This window comes from Pseudovibrio exalbescens DSM 16456 (assembly GCF_000422785.1).
In the GTDB taxonomy this organism is placed as follows: Bacteria; Pseudomonadota; Alphaproteobacteria; order Rhizobiales; family Stappiaceae; genus Pseudovibrio; species Pseudovibrio exalbescens.
In genome coordinates this window covers 255496-274807 of record NZ_KE383918.1, presented here as the reverse complement: position 1 = coordinate 274807, position 19312 = coordinate 255496, and the positions used below count along the sequence as shown (strand labels likewise).

At 57.9% G+C, this 19312-nt stretch carries 17 protein-coding genes and 1 riboswitch; of the genes, 11 read left to right on the top strand and 6 right to left on the bottom strand.

The window, feature by feature from the left end; genetic code table 11:
• Positions 1-229: 229 nt before the first annotated feature.
• From G512_RS21455 to G512_RS22245, 10 genes are all read left to right on the top strand, one after another.
• Positions 230-1210 (top strand): uracil-DNA glycosylase, encoded by a 981-nt coding sequence (locus G512_RS21455; protein ID WP_036489880.1) that lies wholly within the window; start codon positions 230-232, stop codon positions 1208-1210.
• A gap of 241 nt (positions 1211-1451) precedes the next feature.
• The gene (locus G512_RS0115930; RefSeq protein WP_028482576.1) at positions 1452-2309 is read left to right on the top strand and encodes a S49 family peptidase; all 858 of its coding nucleotides are present in this window, start codon (positions 1452-1454) and stop codon (positions 2307-2309) included.
• 39 nt (positions 2310-2348) lie between these two features.
• Positions 2349-2549, top strand: coding sequence for a hypothetical protein (locus tag G512_RS0115925; protein ID WP_208975041.1), 201 nt, complete (start codon positions 2349-2351; stop codon positions 2547-2549).
• A 264-nt stretch (positions 2550-2813) separates the two neighbouring features.
• Positions 2814-3743: a glycine--tRNA ligase subunit alpha gene (locus G512_RS0115915; protein ID WP_036489980.1), complete on the top strand. Its 930-nt coding sequence runs from the start codon at positions 2814-2816 to the stop codon at positions 3741-3743.
• Between the two features lie 264 nt (positions 3744-4007).
• Positions 4008-5159, top strand: a complete 1152-nt coding sequence (locus tag G512_RS0115910; protein WP_235859971.1) for an N-acetylneuraminate epimerase — start codon at positions 4008-4010, stop codon at positions 5157-5159.
• Between the two features lie 204 nt (positions 5160-5363).
• Positions 5364-5675, top strand: coding sequence for an ArsR/SmtB family transcription factor (locus G512_RS0115905; protein ID WP_028482572.1), 312 nt, complete (start codon positions 5364-5366; stop codon positions 5673-5675).
• Positions 5668-6720, top strand: coding sequence for a permease (locus G512_RS0115900; protein ID WP_028482571.1), 1053 nt, complete (start codon positions 5668-5670; stop codon positions 6718-6720). The genes G512_RS0115905 and G512_RS0115900 overlap by 8 nt, the downstream gene beginning before the upstream one ends.
• Before the next feature lie 103 nt (positions 6721-6823).
• Positions 6824-8041 carry an MFS transporter gene (locus G512_RS21450; RefSeq protein ID WP_051269465.1) on the top strand — a complete coding sequence of 406 codons (1218 nt, stop codon included), beginning with the start codon at positions 6824-6826 and terminating at the stop codon, positions 8039-8041.
• A 206-nt stretch (positions 8042-8247) separates the two neighbouring features.
• Positions 8248-8754: an arsenate reductase ArsC gene (locus G512_RS0115885; protein WP_028482570.1), complete on the top strand. Its 507-nt coding sequence runs from the start codon at positions 8248-8250 to the stop codon at positions 8752-8754.
• Positions 8755-8864: 110 nt separating this feature from the next.
• Positions 8865-9656: a hypothetical protein gene (locus tag G512_RS22245; RefSeq protein WP_143181450.1), complete on the top strand. Its 792-nt coding sequence runs from the start codon at positions 8865-8867 to the stop codon at positions 9654-9656.
• A 27-nt stretch (positions 9657-9683) separates the two neighbouring features.
• On the opposite strand, the gene G512_RS0115875 is transcribed toward G512_RS22245, so the two are convergent.
• Positions 9684-10085, bottom strand: coding sequence for a DUF1353 domain-containing protein (locus G512_RS0115875; protein ID WP_028482569.1), 402 nt, complete (start codon positions 10083-10085; stop codon positions 9684-9686).
• Positions 10086-10338: 253 nt separating this feature from the next.
• On the opposite strand from G512_RS0115875, the gene glyS reads away from it, so the two are divergent.
• A complete protein-coding gene (glyS, locus tag G512_RS0115870; RefSeq protein ID WP_028482568.1) occupies positions 10339-12576 on the top strand; it encodes a glycine--tRNA ligase subunit beta in 2238 nt (745 codons plus the stop codon).
• A gap of 123 nt (positions 12577-12699) precedes the next feature.
• Here the strand turns inward: glyS and G512_RS0115865 are convergent, their stop codons facing one another.
• The 5 genes from G512_RS0115865 to G512_RS21440 all read right to left on the bottom strand — a co-directional run bounded on the left by G512_RS0115865 (position 12700) and on the right by G512_RS21440 (position 19229).
• A complete protein-coding gene (locus G512_RS0115865; protein WP_028482567.1) occupies positions 12700-13182 on the bottom strand; it encodes an Mpo1 family 2-hydroxy fatty acid dioxygenase in 483 nt (160 codons plus the stop codon).
• A gap of 188 nt (positions 13183-13370) precedes the next feature.
• Positions 13371-14957: a Na+/H+ antiporter NhaC family protein gene (locus tag G512_RS0115860; protein ID WP_028482566.1), complete on the bottom strand. Its 1587-nt coding sequence runs from the start codon at positions 14955-14957 to the stop codon at positions 13371-13373.
• An 85-nt stretch (positions 14958-15042) separates the two neighbouring features.
• Positions 15043-15239: riboswitch (Lysine riboswitch) on the bottom strand.
• A 223-nt stretch (positions 15240-15462) separates the two neighbouring features.
• Positions 15463-17763, bottom strand: coding sequence for an NADP-dependent malic enzyme (locus G512_RS0115855; protein WP_028482565.1), 2301 nt, complete (start codon positions 17761-17763; stop codon positions 15463-15465).
• A gap of 106 nt (positions 17764-17869) precedes the next feature.
• Complete coding sequence (locus G512_RS0115850) at positions 17870-18523, bottom strand: ceramidase domain-containing protein (protein WP_028482564.1); 654 nt, start codon at positions 18521-18523, stop codon at positions 17870-17872.
• A 106-nt stretch (positions 18524-18629) separates the two neighbouring features.
• Positions 18630-19229 (bottom strand): glycosyltransferase family protein, encoded by a 600-nt coding sequence (locus G512_RS21440; RefSeq protein ID WP_051269459.1) that lies wholly within the window; start codon positions 19227-19229, stop codon positions 18630-18632.
• Between the last annotated feature and the right edge of the window lie 83 nt (positions 19230-19312).

The window sequence follows — 19312 nt, the reverse complement described above, 5'->3', positions numbered from 1 at the left end:
GCAGTCCGGCGCCGGTTTTCGCAAGGAAAAGCTTTTCCTGTTTTACCACTTAGGTGGGTTCTCCACATTGTAAACAGAGTTTGGCGCGGTTTTTGCTGAATCGCCTTCACCCACATGACCTGTGCGCCGGAACCCGCTAGAGTGCCAGCGTGTTTGACAAATCTGCAGGGGTGGCGCAAAGCCAACCGAGCAGACCAACCCGTTAATGCTGTTGCGAGTGCCGACCTGAATGAGCGCCTTATCCCCCAACGACCCTCTCGTACTTGAAGCCTATCTGGACTTCCTGATTGGGGCGGGAGTGGATTGCGCCATTGACGAAGAACCCGTGGACCGCTTTGAGCAGTCAGCACAAATGCAGGCCCGTCGTTCAGCGCAAGCACAGGCCCACGCAACGCCGGATACACCTGCCACGCAACCACGCGGGCGAATTTATGCCCCTGTACAGGCGGCTCGCGAGGCGGCGAGTGAAGCTGATACGCGCGCGGCCGCCAAAGCCATTCTGGACCGGACAAAACGGGGAAATGGGGGCGATGCGACAAAGGCCAAGCCCAAGGTTTCTGCAGTGGTTCCCGATCACAAGGCGATCAATGCCGCCCGGGATGCGGCGGATGCTGCGCGCAGCCTGGAAGAGCTGCGAGATATCCTCCTGAGGTTTGATGGTTGCAACCTCAAGCACACGGCGAAAAATCTGGTGTTTGCCGATGGCAACCCTCAGGCCAACATCATGATGATCGGGGAAGCGCCGGGACGGGATGAGGACCTGCAAGGGGTTCCCTTTGTGGGGCGCTCGGGCCAGTTGCTGGACCGCATCATGTATTCGGCCGGCTTGAGCCGCAATGAGGTCTACATTGCCAATGTTGTCCCCTGGCGCCCACCGGGCAACCGAACGCCCACACCACAGGAAACAGAGATCTGCCGGCCGTTCATCCAGAAGCAGATCGAGCTTGTGAATCCGCAACTTGTGGTCTTCCTTGGCGCGGCCTCCGCCCAGACACTGGCGGGCGTGCGTGATGGCATTCGCAAACTGCGCGGGCGCTGGATATCCTACGAGTATCGCGAGCTGAAACGCCAGGCGATTGCCACCTATCACCCGGCCTATCTGCTTCGCAACCCGATTGAAAAGCGGTTCGTGTGGCGGGACATGCTGGCAGTCCGAACGGCCTACCAGTCGCTGAACCAACCCACTGCAGACCCCTCCCAACATTTGTGACGGGATCATACCTGCAAGCTCGCATTTATCCCCTCGGCTTTGAGCAGTAATTCCCTTTTACCGATTGGTCCTTGTGATCTGCCCCGCTGGGCTCCGATGTAAATGGAGGTAATGCTGGTCAGCATCTTGCGAGAGGCCGAGGTCTTGCCCACTTATGCCATGGGGCATCGCGCCATGAACGCATCATGCGTTACAAACGCGTTCGTTTGAAAGAAACAGTGAGATTTTAAAAGGAGCCGTCGTGATCAAGAAGCTGCGCAAACTTCTTCCGGGAAAATGGGGTGAGACAAAACCAGTTGTCCCCGTCGTTCGGCTTCATGGTGCAATAGGGATCTCGTCTCCACTGCGCCCCGGCCTGACCCTTGCCAGCGTGGCGGAGCCGCTGCAAAAGGCATTCAAGGTGAAGGAGGCTCCTGCCGTTGCCCTGTCCATCAACTCTCCCGGCGGGTCGCCGGTCCAATCCAACCTCATCTTCAAGCGCATTCGCGCGCTGGCTGAAGAGCATGAGAAGGACGTTCTGGTGTTCGTGGAAGATGTGGCGGCCTCCGGCGGCTACATGATCGCACTGGCCGGGGACGATATCTATGTAGATCCCTCCTCCATTGTTGGATCCATCGGCGTAGTCTCTGCAGGATTTGGCTTTACCGGCCTCATTGACAAGCTGGGGGTTGAGCGCCGCGTTTATACAGCAGGTGAGAAAAAGGTCACGCTGGACCCCTTTGCGCCCGAAAACACGGATGACGTGGAGCATCTCAAGTCCTTGCAGAAGGAAATCCATGACGTGTTCATCGACATGGTGAAGAGCCGCCGCGGCGACGTACTTGCAGACGACCCGGACCTGTTTTCCGGCCTGTTCTGGACCGGTGCCAAGGCTCAGGCTCTTGGTCTGGTCGATGGCATCAACGACATGCGCAGTGTGGTCAAGGAACGCTACGGCAAGGACGCGGACTTGAAGCTAATCGACGGCAAGCGGAAATTATTCGGGCGGCTTCTTGCACAAAGCGCCATTCCACCCTACCTTGGTTCTGTAAGCGACCTGCCAGAGACGACCCTTTCTACCATTGAAGAAAAAACATTGTGGGCGCGCTATGGGTTGTGACGGAATGTATACGGTCGCACACGCGATAAGGAGCCTTTGATGATGACGGAAGTTCTTGGTGGCATTGCGCTGTTTGCTGGTGGTGTGTTCCTCTACAAAACCCTGAAGCGGGAAATGGAACGCCTACAGGAAACAATGGCGCAACCGGTGTATGCCAAGGCACGAAAGGCCCGTCCGGATGCATCGTATACCCGTCTGGTTCAAGACCCTGTAACGGGTAAGTATCGACCGCTCGACTGAGCCAGGTCGGTCCTCATTCCTTCAGATCAAGGTGCGCAGACAACTGCGCACCAGATGTGTGTTCAAACGCCGGCCAACAGTCCGGCGTTTTTTTTTTGCTCAGCGGCATGCGCTATAATCTGCGTGTTGGGGTGAGCGGCGCTTGACCTTCGCCTTTTGTCGTGGCACCAGTCCTGCCAACAGTTTTCGCGCGCCGCGCGCGCCTCGATTTCAAGTTGATATTAGGAAGCTCAAGACATGTCCCGCGACGATGTTCCTGCCCACATGCAGCCAACCAACTCCTTTCAGGGTCTGCTCCTTACCTTGCAGCAGTTCTGGGCGGACAAGGGCTGCGTTATTCTGCAGCCTTACGACATGGAAGTTGGCGCGGGCACATTTCACCCGGCGACAACGCTGCGCTCTCTGGGCCCACGCCCATGGAAAGCTGCCTACATTCAACCGTCTCGTCGCCCAACTGATGGCCGGTATGGTGAAAACCCAAACCGCCTGCAACACTACTACCAGTTTCAGGTGATCTTGAAACCCTCCCCGGAGAACCTTCAGGAGCTGTATCTGGACTCTCTGCGGGCCATTGGCATCGACACTGACCTTCATGACGTTCGTTTCGTGGAAGACGACTGGGAAAGTCCAACCCTTGGTGCATGGGGCCTTGGCTGGGAGTGCTGGTGTGACGGCATGGAAGTTTCCCAGTTTACCTACTTCCAGCAGGTAGCCGGTTTTGAATGCCATCCCGTCTCAGGTGAGCTGACCTACGGCCTTGAGCGCTTGGCCATGTATGTTCAGGGCGTCGACAACGTTTATGATCTGAACTTCAATGGCCGTGAAGGCGATGAAAAAGTGACCTATGGCGATGTCTTCCTACAGGCTGAACAGGAATACTCGCGTCACAACTTCGAGCATGCAGACACTGAAATGCTGTTCCGCCACTTCAAAGACCATGAGGACGAGTGCAAGCGTCTTCTGGAAGCAGGCCAGAAGGCCATGGAAGAAGCGGGCGATGGCATCTACAAACTGGTTTTGCCTGCCTACGACCAAGCCATCAAGGCTTCTCACGTATTTAACTTGCTGGATGCGCGCGGCGTGATCTCCGTGACCGAGCGACAGAGCTACATCCTGCGCGTACGCGAACTTTCCCGCGCTTGTGGTGCTGCCTTTTTGCAGACCGAAGCGGGCGGCGTTGGCTACAAGGGCTGAGCCCTAAGCACCTGTTTAGCGTTCTAAGCCGATCCTGTTGGGTCGGCTTTTTTTTGGTCTGATGAGACAGACGTATTGCGGTCCTGACCAGCGCCAGAGTGCAGGTGCTATCCCATTTCAACTGCAGCCCCATTTTGGTATTACCATTACTATTATTTGGTATTATCAAAAGAATCGTATTATAGATAATTGAGCTTACATTTTTTAATTAATGTGAGTCCGCTCTTTGGGAGAGAGCAGCAGATTCATTTTGGGAGAGTTCACGTGAATAAGTTCATGACAACCGTTGGCCTTGCTGTTGGCGTTGGCCTTGCGACAGGATGCAATGCAGCGGAATGGCCCGACCTGCCAGTGGGATTGAAGAACGGCATTACCACCAAAGTGGGGGATGTGGTCTATGCCGGTCTTGGCTCTGCGGGAACTGCGTTTTATGCGCTGGATCTTGGCAATAAAGGCGCTGGCTGGCAGGAACTGGCCGGCTTCCCCGGCCCTGCGCCATCTGGCGCTGCTTTTGCAAGCTCCGGAGACAAAATCTATGTGTTCAGCGGGTCTGGAAAGGCGAACGAGGAAGCCGCTTCCCCCATCATTTTCGAGGCTGTACATGCCTTCGATACAGCCGAAGGCACATGGCAGAAAATGGAGACAACCACACCTGCCGGCCTTCTGGGCGCCACGGCGTTAACCTTGAGCGATGGCCGGATCGCCATAACTGGCGGGTACAACAAACAACTCTTTGATACCTACCTTGCGGATGTTCTTGGAACAGACAAGGAAGCTGAGCCTGAGAAGTGGCAGAAGATCGTCGACGATTACATGGGCATGGCGCCTGAGGCATACCGCTGGAACACCAAGGTGCTGGTGTTCGATCCTCAGACGGTCACGTGGGGCGATATGGGCGAAACGCCCTACCTTCCCAACACTGGAGCGGCTGCGATCCCTCTTGAGGGCGAGCGGTTCTTGTTGGTCAACGGTGAGATCAAGCCAGGACTGCGTACGCCCCAAGTAAAAGAGATCGATCTTTCCGGGAAGACCGCAGTGTGGCGGGAAGTGGCTCAAGTTCCAACCCCGCTGGGTGAGGATCTTCAGGAGGGCCTTGCCGGCGCCTATGCTGGCTACACGGAAGGCGGCCCCGTGGTTGCCGGTGGCGCAAACTTCAAGGGCGCGCGCGCCAATGCCTATGCCGGACAATGGTTCGCCCATAATGGGCTTGCCAAGCGGTGGGTGCCGCAGATTTTTGGTCGCATCCACAATGGTTGGGTGGAAATCGGGTCTTTGGGTGAAGGTTTCGCCTATGGCGGTGCCGTAGATGTTGACGGTGGCTTGCTGTTGGTTGGTGGCGAGGATAGCTCCCGAACCGCCCGTCCAGATGTGCGGCTGTTGAAATGGGACGGCTCGCGCGTATCCATCGAGCCATGATCCGATAACCCGTTTTCGCGCATTCAACCAAGCGCTGTTGAAAGCACAGGTGCAGTCCTTGCTGCGCCTGTGCTTTTTTCTCTAACTGTTTCCTGCAGGGGGGAGGTAGTCAAAGAGCGCAATTCACAAACTGCAGCAAGAAACTGATTGCTCCATGAGCGACAAAACTATAAAACTAGTTTTATCGAATCGTAAGGAGCCGGCATGGAATGGGATCAAGCAGCAGCGGGCTTTGCCGCCATGGGATCGGAAGCGCGGCTTCAAGTGCTGCGCGCGCTTGTGCGTGCAGGTAACCGTGGCATGACCGTGAGCGAAATTCAGGAGAAGACGGGCATTGCGCCGTCGACCCTTGCGCATCACCTGAAGACGATGGGGGACGCGAGGTTGATTTCGCAGCAGAAGGCGGGCCGCTCTGTTATCAACACGGCAGCTTTTGACCATCTGAACCGGCTTGCGAACTTCATCTTGAGCGAATGCTGTGCGGATGTGCGGCCCAAGGCGGTGAACGATGACTGAAGCAACAAGCTGCTGCACGCCAGCGCGCCCACACTGGACCGCACGCCTCAAGGTGTTGCAGTCGCCCATCACGGTGATTGTGCTCATCTTCGCGGGCGTTGCGCTGCTGGACCCTGCGCGACTGGGCGAAACCGCCCTGTTTGCGGCCAATGCCCTTCTCAATACCCTGCCCTTTATCGTTTTTGCCGTGCTGCTGATTGCCTATCTGAAGGCAGCAGGTGCTGAGGCGATGATTGCCAATGCCTTCAAGGGACACGAAACACGCATGATCCTGCTGGCGGCCGCCTTTGGCGGGCTGGCCCCGTTTTGCTCTTGCGAAGTGATCCCTTTCATCGCGGGCCTTCTTGCCCTCGGCGCGCCGCTCTCTGCCGTCATGGCGTTTTGGCTGTCTTCGCCGCTGATTGACCCGCCGACGCTTTTGATTACGGCGGCGGCACTGGGCTGGCCGTTTGCCATTGCCAAGGCTGTGTCTGCTGTGGCGCTGGGGCTGTTCGGCGGGTTTGCCGTGAAGGCCCTGATGAAGCACGGCGCGTTTGCTGCCCCCTTGCGCAAGGCGTCTACATCAAGCTGTGGCTGTGGCCCCTCACCCTTTGATGGCCGTCCGGCATGGGCGTTCTGGGGTGAAGAAAGCCGCCGCACCGCCTTCCGCTCTGAGTTTGCCAGCAACGGTTGGTTCCTGTTGAAGTGGTTGGCGCTGGCCTATGCGCTGGAAGCCATGCTGGTGACCTACGTTCCGGCCCAGTTGATTGCCAGCGTTGTGGGCGGAGATGGCATTGTGCCCATTGCCACGGCTGCACTTGTGGGTATGCCGGCCTACCTGAACAGCTATGTGGCCCCGGCGCTGCTGGCGGGCCTGATGGAACAGGGCATGAGCGCGGGGGCCGCGCTGGCCTTTCTGGTGGCAGGTGCCGTGAGCTCCATCCCGGCCATGGCGGCGGTCTGGTCGCTGGTCAAGCCGCATGTTTTCGGCGTTTATCTCGGCCTTGGCGTGTTTGGTGCCATCCTCTCCGGGATCCTTTTCCAAATGATGATGCCGGTCTCCTGACCGGCACTTTCTCTTCAAAAAACCAAAGGCTTGTTTCCGCTCCCCCAAAGAGCGGCGTGCCCCTTGCTGTGCTGATCTGATGAAAACGACAAGACAACTCCCCATGCTGAAAGACCGAGCCATCATCTTGCTCGCCATTGGCCAGACCCTTGGCTGGGCCGGGCTCTTCTACACCTTTCCGGCGTTGATCTTGCGCTGGGAGCGCGCCTTTGGCTGGAGCAAGGCGGACCTGACCGGCGCCATCACGCTGGCCCTCCTGATTTCCGCGGTGTTTTCTCCGCTGGCTGGCCGTGTGATCGACCGGGGCTACGGCACCCAGATGATGGGCGGGTCTGCGGTGCTGGGTGGCATGGGCCTGTTAGCGCTGGCACAGGTGACCACCCTTTGGCAGTTCTATGGGGCGTGGGCGGTGATGGGCGTTGCCATGGCGGGCTGCCTCTACGAGCCCTGCTTCGCCATTTTGAACCGGGCACGGGGCATGAACGCCAAGAAGGGCATCATCTCCATTACGCTGGCTGCAGGTTTTGCCAGCACCCTTTGCTTTCCGGTGATGTATGCCGTTTCCGAGGCCTATGGCTGGGAAAGCGCGGTGCTGTTTGCTGCGGGGCTGGTCATCTTCGTTGTCGCGCCGCTGTTGTGGCTGGGGACGCACATGCTGGAGGCAGAAGGCATGGAAGAAGTCGAGGCGCATGCGCAGGAAGCGGCGACGGGCACCTATGACTTCCTGAAAGGCTCTGTCTTCTGGTTTCTAGCCATCGGCTTTTCGTTGGGCGCGGTGCTGCACGGGGCAACCTTGCACCACCTGCTGCCGATCCTGGACGGTAAGGGCGTCTCCGCCGAGTTTGCCATTTTGATCGCTTCGCTGATTGGGCCCATGCAGGTGACTGGGCGGATCATCATCATGATGTTTGAGCGGCACCTTTCGTTGAACGCAGTGGTGAGCGGGGCGTTCTTGTTCATGTGCGCGGCGATTGTGCTGTTGCTGATCTCCGCTGGTGCGCCATGGCTTTTGGTCGGATTTGTGCTCCTGTTTGGCGGCGCTTATGGCACCACAAGCATTACGAGACCGCTGACCACGCGGGCCATTCTGGGCGGCAAAAACATTGGCTCCAAGTCAGGCGCGCTGGCCATGCCGTATCTGATCGGCTCAGCCTCAGCACCCTACCTTGGCTCGCTCCTTTGGGGAGCAGGCGGTTATGACCTGATGCTGTCCGCACTGGTGGTTTCCGGCCTTGCTGGCCTTGTGCTTTACACCGCAGCCTATCGCGCTTCCCGGCGAGGCGCAGGCACCATTGGGAAACCAAGTGCCCAGCCAAGTTAAAGCTCTGGCAACGGCAGATGACGAACAGTGCTGGTGCCCTTGCCCCAAATTGGCATATGATCAGCTTCGAAACTGGCGGGCGCGTGCCTAGCCGTCATCCTGATGGGACGCGCTTGCCAGACCCTGCGAATTGAAAAACAACAAGAAACCGCAGAAAAGCCCAAGCCGGTGCGCTGGCAAAACGGGCTGACCGGAGGTTCCATCAAATGAGCGAGCACGACTACAACGTTCTGTTTCTGTGCAATCATAACGCGGCTCGGTCCATCATGGCAGAGGCCATTTTGAACGCCAGCGGGCGCGGACGCTTCCATGCTTATTCAGGCGGGAGCCACCCGGCCTCAGCCCCCCACCCCATGGCCCTGGAATTGCTGGAACGTCTGGATATCCCCACAACCGGCCTGCACAGCAAGAGCTGGGACGAATTTGCCACGCCGGACGCGCCGCAAATGGACTTCATCTTCACAGTTTGTGACAGGGCAGCAGGCGAAACATGTCCTGTTTGGCCCGGCGCACCCATGACCATTCACTGGGGCATTCCCGACCCCAAGGCCGCCGAGGGCACCGAGGCGGAACGGCGGCTGGCGTACAGTGACGCTTACCGGATGCTCAATAACCGGATTTCGCTCTATCTCAATCTGCCCATCTCCTCGCTGGATGAAATGTCATTACGCCACAAGCTTGAAGAAATCGGCGCGACGCGTGATCACGATTAACGCAAAGCGTTGATTTTCAAAGTGGCTGCCCCGACTCCGGCACAATGGAGGCGGAAGATGACTTCATAGCGTTCAAAACGCTGGCGTACCACCAAGAGGATAGATATCCCATGGCCCGACTATCTCCCGTCTCGACCCGCTATGCCGCAGGTGCCTTGTGCGGCCTGATGGTGTTGGCCGGAAGCGCACAGGCCCGCGAGATCAAGAGTGAGCGCCTCTCGTTTGAGGCAGGCGCGAGCAGCGGCACGGTTTCCGGAGAAATCAGCGGATATGAAACCACCGACTATCTGGTGAATGTGCGCGCTGGACAGGTGATGAAGGCAACACTTCAGACACCGCACCGCGCAACCTATTTCAACGTGATTCCGCCAAGCCAAGAGGATGTGGCAACCTTTATCGGGTCTATTTCCGGCGATACCTACGAGGGCTTTCTGGCCGAAAGCGGCGACTATCACCTGCGCGTATACATGATGCGTAGCGCCGCCCGGCGCGGGGAGACAGCGCCTTATACCCTCGATGTTCGCATTGATGATCCCAAACCGCTGAACCACTTGGCGCAGACAACAGTGCCCACGCCACCGCCCTACGATGCTTATGTGCCCAATACGCTGTTTCATGCCACTGGCATATTGCGCTGCCGACTTGGCAATACCACCAAGACCGACGCCTGCCCGTTTGGCGTCATTCGACGAGGCGGCGGAACAGCAACCGTTGTGGTGACAAAACCGGACCTGAAAACGCGGGGTTTATATTTCGAAAACGGGGAATTCACCCGTGGCGATGCCTTTGACCCCATCAATGACGGCGAAGAACAATCGGCAGTCCGAAATGGCGATGAGACCACAGTGCGGCTGGGGCTGGACCAGTTTTTCGTGCCCGATGTCGTGCTTTATGGTGGCTGATGCAGCCACCCCTCCATCGGCCAGGGGTCAGTCAAACAATGGTCCGCCGAACACACGCACGGCCGCATACATCACATGGCGACGGACATACGGAACCTGCAACACCTCCATCGCCTCAAGAAAGATATCATCAGCATGCCTGCGGGTGGGCTTTTCCTCACCGTCTGGTCCGAAAATCACACCGCGCTCATAAAGATAATCATGCACCACTGCCGCCTTGGCGTGCAGTCCGCCGGGCGAAATCAACCAACGGAACAAGCGTGGCACCGACGCCAGATCCGTCGTAAAGCCCATGGGCACACGCACATATCGCGTCCCGCGCTTGCTGCCCAAATGATAACTGAAAGCGCACAGCAACTGATACATGCCGGCGCCATTCTTTTCGCGCTGCAGAACCCGAATATCGAGTGGTTCCGTGAAACTGGACATGATCATTCTCCCCCAAACAAGCAGCCAGCAAGGCCCGTATCCCTACTTAGAATCCTAACATTACAGGCAGACAACCCTGTTTCTCGACGACAGTCTCCCCTGCTTTGTCCGCTTGGAGGATTTCGCAACGCCATTTGAGAGGTGAATCTCACCGGTAAAACACGGCTAAGGGGTGACTTTTTCACCGATCGTTGCTAGGCACTAGCCCAACAAGTTTTGCAATTTTGCGATCAGTTAAAGGCGTAAATTTCCGATGCCCGATCTTCTCCTCGAACTCTTCAGCGAGGAAATCCCTGCCCGCATGCAGCGACGCGCCGCTGAAGATCTGAAATCTCTGGTGACCAACGCCCTTGTCGACGCTGGCCTGACCTATGAAGGTGCCAAAGCCTTTGTAACCCCGCGCCGTCTGGCGCTGCAGGTTGCCGGCCTGCCCACAGGCTCCAAGGCGACCCGCGAAGAACGCAAGGGCCCGCGCGTTGGCGCGCCAGAAAAAGCGGTTCAAGGGTTCCTGCGCGGTGCCGGGCTCGACTCCATTGACGACGCCGAGATCCAGAGCGACCCGAAGAAGGGCGAGTTCTATGTGGCGGTGATTGAAAAACCGGGCCGCGATACCACTGACATCGTGGCGGACGTGATGCCGGGCATCATCCGCAATTTCCCTTGGCCCAAGTCTCAGCGCTGGGGCACCGGAAGCTTGAAGTGGGTGCGCCCGCTGCATTCCATCGTATGTACGTTCGGCCCGGAAACGGAAGAGCCGGAAGTTATCCCGTTCGAAGTGGAGGGCATCAAGTCCGGCAAGATGACCCGCGGTCACCGGTTCATGGCGCCAGAGCCATTCGAAGTGCGCCGTCTTGAGGACTACCAAAGCAAACTGGAAGCGCACAAGGTGGTGCTGGATACGGACCGACGCAAAGCCATGATCCTGCATGATGCCAAGAACGCAGCCACTGCGCTTGGTCTTGAGCTGGTGGAAGATGATGGGCTGCTGGAAGAAGTTGCAGGACTGAACGAATGGCCGACCGTTTTGGTCGGTTCCTTTGAAGAAGAGTTTCTGGAGATTCCGGATGAAGCGGTTCAGCTCACCATCAAGGTGAACCAGAAAAACTTCGTTCTGCGTGATCCGGCCTCTGGCAAGCTGTCCAACAAGTTTGCCCTGACCACCAATATCGAGGCCAGCGATGGTGGCAAGAAGATCATCGCGGGTAACGAGAAAGTGGTGCGGGCCCGTTTGTCTGATGCCAAGTTCTTCTGGGATACGGACCTGAAAACCAAGCTGGAAAGCAACATCGCCAAGCTGGACGACATCGTGTTCCACGAAAAGCTGGGCACCGTTGCCGCGCGCACCCAGCGTCTGGAATGCCTTGCTGCAGAGATTGTCCCAATTGTAGGCGCAGATGTAGACAAGGCCCGCCGCGCTGCCAAGCTGGCCAAGGCCGACCTTGTGTCTCAGATGGTCTATGAATTCCCTGAGTTGCAGGGCCTGATGGGCCGCTATTATGCACAGGCTCAAGGTGAAGATGGCGATGTGGCACAAGCCATTGAGGACCACTACAAGCCGGCGGGCGCATCTGACGATGTGCCAAACGGGCCGGTTTCCATCGCCGTGGCGCTGGCTGACAAGCTGGACATCCTCACGGGGTTCTGGGCCATTGATGAAAAGCCGACCGGCTCCAAGGACCCCTATGCCCTGCGCCGTGCAGCGCTGGGTGTGATCCGCCTGATCCTGGACAACGACCTGCGCCTGCCTCTACGGGCCGTGTTGGTGCAAAGCCTGCGGCGCAATCTCGCCGATATCGCAGCCGCGCGCGGCGAAGGCGCGTTGAAAGACCTGCCTTTCATCGGCAAGGGCGAAACCGGCGGCAGTGTGGTGAAGGACATCTTTGCACTGGTTTCCAAGGCAGCAGACACGGTTCTGGATACGATCTCCGACAAGGTGCCGGAAACACCGCTGGAAAGCGGCCTGATTGATGACCTCATGTCCTTCTTCGCAGACCGCCTGAAGGTTGTGCTGAAAGACAAAGGCGTGCGCTACGATCTGATCGATGCGGTATTTGCTCTGGGCGATCAGGATGACATCGCCCTGATGGTGAAGCGTACAGCAGCACTGGGCGAGTTGCTGGGCTCCGAAGACGGGGTGAACCTCTTGGCCGGTTACAAGCGTGCAGCCAACATCTTGCGTGCCGAAGAAAAGAAGGATGGCGCGCCGGTGGATGGCGAACCTTCCGACGCCCTGCTTTCGGAAAAGGCCGAGCTGGACCTGACCGGAGCCATTGCCACTGCCAAGCGCGAGCTACGCCCCCTGATGGAGGCCGAGGACTACACCGGCGCCATGGCGGAACTTGCCAAGTTGCGCGGTCCTGTGGATGCGTTCTTTGAAGATATTCACGTGAACGCCGAAGATGCAGACGTGCGCCAGAACCGTCTGCGCATTCTTTCTCAAATCCGCACCGCCATGCATCAGGTTGCTGACTTCTCCAAGATCTCCGGCTAAGCCTGATAGACACCACAATGACAACAAGGCCCGCGCGTTTTTCCGCTGCGGGCCTTTTCTTTTCCATGCTAGCGAGGCGTTTTGCACAACGGCCGCCCTTCCGCAGGAGCTGCCGGGAGATCCCTAGTAAGGGATGCCAACCTTCCTGTAGAGGAAGTGCAACAGCCATGCAGGGCCAATGAGAAGAAACTGAACATCCTTGAAGAAGGATGGCTTCTTGCCCTCTATCTTGTGGCCGATGAACTGTCCAATCCATGCAACCACGAAGACGATGAGCGCTGTTTGCCACAGCGGCAGGCTGAAGCCGTAGCTGGCGTTTATCCAGAGACAGAGCACGGCAATGACGGCCATGCCTAGCGCAAGCGTGAAGGACAACGTGAAATAGTAAATCACCGCTGCGGCGAGCACCAAGCTGCACCAGTTCAGATAAGGTATGGCGGCAAAGGCGTCCGGCACCGGCAGGCTCCACAGTAGCGCCGTTACTGTCCAGACAATCACGGGCACGCAAACCCAGTGAATGAGCTTGTTGTGACCGTTCTGATGGCTTTCGCCATATTCAGATAACAGGCGGTCAATGCGCCGCCCTTTCGAGTGAATGGTATCCATGGTTCCCTCCCCTTACACATGGCTGAGCAAAGGGTGCCGTAAAGGGAACTTACATGCAACCCGATCGACTGCTCCGATGGATCAGGTTATCGATAGAGCTGCGCTTCATACCACACAAAAAGGCAGGGGCGCCGCCGAGCGTGCCCCTGCCATTTCCAAGATTAGCTTGTTCGCGAGTGCCTGCCCCCTCAGGACGTGGCTGCGCTCTCCTGATCTGCCGAGCGTGATACGGCGCGCAGCACAAATACTGCGATGACGAGACCCAGAGCAGCCGTGGCCAACCCCAGCCAGAGCGACTCCGTCAGACCCAGCATGATGTAGCTGCATGCGCTGATAAGCGCGGCCAGCAGCGCGTATGGCAACTGGGTTGCAACGTGATCGATATGGTGGCAGCCAGACCCCGTGGACGACAAAATGGTGGTGTCCGAGATTGGCGAGCAATGATCACCAAACACACCGCCCGCCAAAACCGCCGCCATGGATGGCATGAGGATGGCCGGTTCCAGACTGATGGCCATGTTGGCTGCAATCGGCAACATGATGGCAAAGGTGCCGTAACTCGTTCCCGTGGAGAAAGCGGCGGCTGCCGCCAACAAGAACACGATTACCGGAACAAACGCGGGCGAGAGGACGCCATCAGCCAGACCTGCCAGATACTTGCCGGTTTCGATGTCGGAAATGACGCCGGCGATGGTCCAAGCCATCAACAAGATGTATACGGCTGGCAACATGGACTGAACGCCCTTGATGAATGCCTTGCCCAGCAGCGACGGTGCAACGCCCTGCCCCAGCATCACAACAGCGGTCAATGCTGTCGTAATGACGCCAGAGGTAACCATGGCCCATGAGCCGTCCGCGTTTTCCAGCGCCCCAATGAGCGTGAAGGCAGTGCCGCTTTCGGCCAGGGCCGCAGCGCCGGAGTACAGCATGAGGCTTGTGACCAGCAACACCAAGAGAACCACCGGTGCAGCAAAATTCAGAAAGTGACCGCCCTTGGCTTCTGGCAGGCCGACTTCCTCACCCGGAGGCACGCCCTTGCCCGCATCCCACAGATCGCCGCGTTGCGCGCGTTCTTCAGCTGTCGCCATGGGACCAAAGTCCAGCCGCATGACTGCAACGCAGATCAGCAAGGAAAAGGCGACCAACGCATAGTAGTTGAACGGGATCATGGTGACGAAGGCCGACAGGGCGCTTTCGCCAGTAACTTCATAGGTGACCAAAATGCCAGCCAACAGCGACATGATGTAAGCGCCCCATGTGGAGATGGGCGACACGACGCAAACCGGTGCAGAGGTGGTGTCGATACAATAGGCCAGCTTCTCACGAGACACGCGGTGATGATCGGTCACAGGACGAGAAACGTTGCCCACCAGAAGGGCGTTGAAATAGTCGTCAATGAAGATGACGAGGCCCAACATGATGGTCATCAACTTGGCATCACGTGCGCTCTTGATCCGGCCACGGGCCCACTGGGCCAGTGCACGCGTGCCCCCGCTGACCGAAATCAGCGCCATCAAAATGCCCATGCTCAGCAAAAAGCCAATGGTATTCAGGTTCCAGGATTGAAGGCTCTCGCCATCCCAGACGAGGCCGGTTACTCGGGTCATCACCTCCGAAACAGTACCGGACAACGAAAAGCCGGTGAGCATCATGATGCCGATGAGGATACCAACCCCAAGAGACAGAAGGACCTTACGGGTAACGATTGCAAGCGAAATCGCGACGAGAGGTGGAAGAATGGACAGTGCCGAGTCGGCGTAGCTTATCAATGCCATCGTTTGTTACTTCTTTTGTCAAAACGATGGAGGCTTCTGAATACGACGGTGGTCGCGGATGGGAGCCAGCAAATGGCGGCTCTCCTACCTCAGTAGCGCTCCATAGTCATTGTTACCCCCGCGCAGACGGGGAATTCCTATGGCAGTGCTGCACTTGTTCAATGCAGCCCCAGAGACCGGGATCGCCATCCGGGTCTCTTCGGCATCGGCTCCTTTCCGCCGGGATCTTCGGGTGCCCCCTCATCCGGCGTAGTGATAACGCGATGCGCCTCTACTTGCTTCCAGCGCAAACCGGAAGCTGCGCCTTATGACCATGCGGTCCCACGATAACGCAATACCGCAGTAACACCTAGTCCACCGTTTCCTGTGGTGCGGTGCCTACCTGCCTGTGCGGACGCGGCGAAACACCGCGGCGAAGGTCTCTTTCGCCAACGGCCAAGAGCCCCTTCCCCATGCGCTGTGCGGACGCCTTCACTCTCGTTGAGAATCACTTGCACTTGCGTGGCTAGAACTCTGCATCAAGGGACTGCGCATCCACGGCCGATAGTGCAGTCATGTTGACGATGCCACGGGAGGTGATGGACGGGGTGATGATGTGAGCTGGCTTGGAAGGGCCCAGCAGAATTGGCCCCACATGCAACGCATCCGTCATGGCCTTGATGAGGTTCAGTGCAATGTTGGCGGCATCCAGCGTCGGGAATACCAGAAGGTTTGCAGGCCCGGTGAGGCGCGAATGGGGCATGTAGCGTTTCAACACCTCCTCACGCAGGGCGGCATCGCCGTGCATTTCGCCTTCGACCTCCATCTCCGGGCAGTCACGCCACAGAATTTCCAAGGCCTCGCGCATCTTGCGGGCGGTGCCGGTGTCTTTTGATCCGAAATTGGAGTGAGACAACAGCGCGCCACGCGGCGTGATGCCAAAACGCCGGATCTGTTGGGCTGCCGCCTTGGTGATCTGGGCGATTTCCTCGGAACAGGGACACTCGGAGACATAGGTGTCGGCCAGAAAAAACGCGCCCTTGCTATTGAGAAGAAGGGACAGGGTGGAGAAATCCGCAACCCCCTTCTTGCGACCCAGAATGTTGGAGATGTCGCGCAGATGCTTGTCAAAACGCCCTTCCAAGCCCGTGATCATGGCATCGGCTTCGCCCCGATACACGGCCAAGGCCGCAATCACCGTCGTGTTGGTGCGCACAAGTGTACGGGCGGCTTCCGGCGTTACACCGCGACGGCCGACAAGAGCAAACAGCGTATCCACGTAATCCCGGTAGCGCGGGTCATCCTCGGGATTGATGTACTCGAAATCCGCACCGGGGCGAATTTTCAAGCCGAACCGCTCGCAGCGCTTGGCCAAGACGGACGGACGGCCAATGAGAATTGGCGTTGCAAGCTCTTCTTCCAGAACGACCTGAGCCGCGCGCAGCACACGTTCATCTTCCCCGTCCGCATAAATCACGCGTTTCCTGTCCAGCTTGGCTTGCTGGATGATTGGCTTCATCACCAAACCAGAGCGGAAGACAAACCGGTTAAGCTTGTCCATGTAGGTATCGAAGTCCTCGATGGGACGTTGGGCGACACCGGATTTCATGGCGGCCCGCGCGACAGCGGGCGCGATGCGCAGGATCAGGCGATTGTCGAACGGCGACGGAATGAGATAGTTGGGACCAAAGGTCCGTGTTACGCCCCCATAGGCTCTTGCGACCACATCGGTCGGTTCTTCCCGGGCCAATGCTGCAATGGCCTCAACGGCAGCCAGCTTCATTTCCTCGTTGATGGTGGTGGCCCCCACATCCAGCGCGCCGCGGAACATGTAGGGAAAACACAAAACGTTGTTGACCTGGTTGGGATAGTCGGAACGGCCTGTGCACATGACAACATCGTCACGCACCTTGAGTGCCTCTTCGGGCATGATCTCCGGCACCGGGTTGGCCAGCGCCATGATCAAAGGCCGCGGCGCCATTTTGGCGACCATATCAGGCTTGAGCACACCGGCCGCCGACAGGCCAAGAAAAACATCTGCATCGCCGATGACCTCATTGAGCGTACGCTTGTCGGTCTTCTGGGCGAACGGCGCTTTCCACTCATCCATCAGCGCCTCACGGCCTTCATACACCACACCCTCGATATCCGTGATCCAGATATTTTCGCGCTTGGCGCCCAATGATACCAACAGGTTGAGACAGGCCAGAGCCGCCGCCCCCGCGCCGGACGCGACGATCTTGGCGTCTTCCACCTTCTTGCCCGCCAGCTCCAGACCATTGCGCACCGCAGCGGCCACAATGATGGCGGTGCCGTGCTGGTCATCGTGAAAGACGGGGATGTTCATGCGTTCGCGCAAGCGGCTTTCGATGCGAAAGCACTCCGGCGCCTTGATGTCTTCCAGATTGATGCCGCCAAACGTGGGCTCCAGAACCGCGACAGAGTCCACGAAACGGTCTACATCGGTTTCATCCACCTCAATGTCGAAAACATCAATACCGGCGAACTTCTTGAAGAGAACCGCCTTTCCCTCCATGACCGGCTTGGAGGCCAACGGCCCGATGGCGCCCAAACCCAGCACGGCCGTTCCGTTGGAAATGACCGCCACCAGATTGCCGCGCCCTGTGTAATCGGCCGACTTGTCCGGGTTGCGGGCGATATCCAGACAGGGTGCCGCCACACCGGGAGAATACGCCAGAGCCAAATCGCGCTGGTTGCCGAGGGGCTTGGTGGCCTGAATTTCCAGTTTTCCCGGACGCGGATACTGGTGATAGTCGAGCGCGTTCTGATCCAGATCACTCTTGGCGGTGTTGGTTTGGTCGGTCATGTCGGTCTTCTTGAGTTAGTGTCGGTCGGGTGTCGCAGGGGCCAGAGCCGGCTGGCCATCCATCCGGCGATCTTCGGGGACCTGCGGCGCGCATACGTTACTCACCTTAAGCAATGGTACGTGCCTTAAAGCGAATAAAAGCGCGCGTGAGAACAAACAAAACGATGGAATTGAAGATATGCCACAAGAAATGCGTCCCCAATGCGATATGGGAGCAGATCGGCTCGTCCATCATACGGAATGCCAAAGAAAGGGTAAAAACGGCTCCGGCGATGGCCAGCGCCCTGGCGGTTTCGGGGTCCTTGCGCATCAAGATGGCGGCAAAGCCCCACATGGCCAGCAAGGCAGGAACATAGCCTCCCGATGAGCCGAAGATCGGTTCTATGAACTGAGGGGCGCCGAGCAACACACCAAGAAAACCCAGTGTAGCTACCACCGCCTGCAACCGACCTGCTGCCAGATACGCCCGCGTTGCCAGATAGAAATACACCAGCATGAAAATCATGATGGGTATGACATCCAGCAGCATAGCCCAGATGGTCGCATAGGTGTGAAACAGGAACGACCCCACGCCGATTGTCGCCATGAGAAGGATCAGCACCAGCGCACCGGCGTCCTTTCGTCCGGCTTTACGCCACAGCATGAACGCGGCCAGTGCCGCCAGAATGAACGCAAGATTGGTTATGGCGTTCAACGGCTCTGACCAGAACGAGAAATCGGTGCGCTCACAATACGCATCCACCTGGCGCAAAAGGTCCATGCATCCCCCCAATGCCGGAATTTTACTGATGCCGTATTAGGTATGCCTTTGCGGTGGGGATGCAACCATAATTCGCAATCTTACGCGAGGAGATACCCGAAAAGCGCTAGGCTTGTGGGGATGCAATGCGAATTGCAGCGGATCGCAGGGTCGTGGGACGCCCGGCGCGAAGAGCGCGCAGGATCTGCGCAGGTGTAGTAGCCGACAGTTTGGCCCGCCGCTTTCCATGGCGGGCAAGTGATGCCCGAGAGGCCAGCAATCCTTGGCATGGATGGGTCAGGCCGATGGTTTGGGCTGCGAAATTGACAAGCTTTTCCGTTGCCCGCACTTTCAGCCCGAAATCATCACTTTGATAGCGCAGCACTGCAAGTTGATGATCTGAGCCGGCCCGTTGGCAGCGTTCAATAAACGCCATGGCCTCGTTATGCCACCCACTTTCCAGCATCACATCCGGGCGAATGAACAGCAACCACTCGCCGCGGTGGGTGTGATCGAGTGCCAGTTCCACAATGTTGGGTTCGGCGTCCGCGCTCGAAACCCAATTGGCACCGGCGGCATCTGCCAGCGTGCGGGTTGCGTCCGTCGACCCGCGATCGATCACCAATACGTCCCGCACGATTCCTTCGGCCGTGGCCGGCACAAGCGAGGAGAACGAGTGCAGCAATGCCTGTTCACTGTTAAGGGTTGTTACGATCACACTGAGCATTCAGGAGTTTTAGACCAACCGCCGCCCCACTGAAAAGAACCCACTTGAATTTTCGCAGGGAATGAGTGATGTTCCCTTTATGT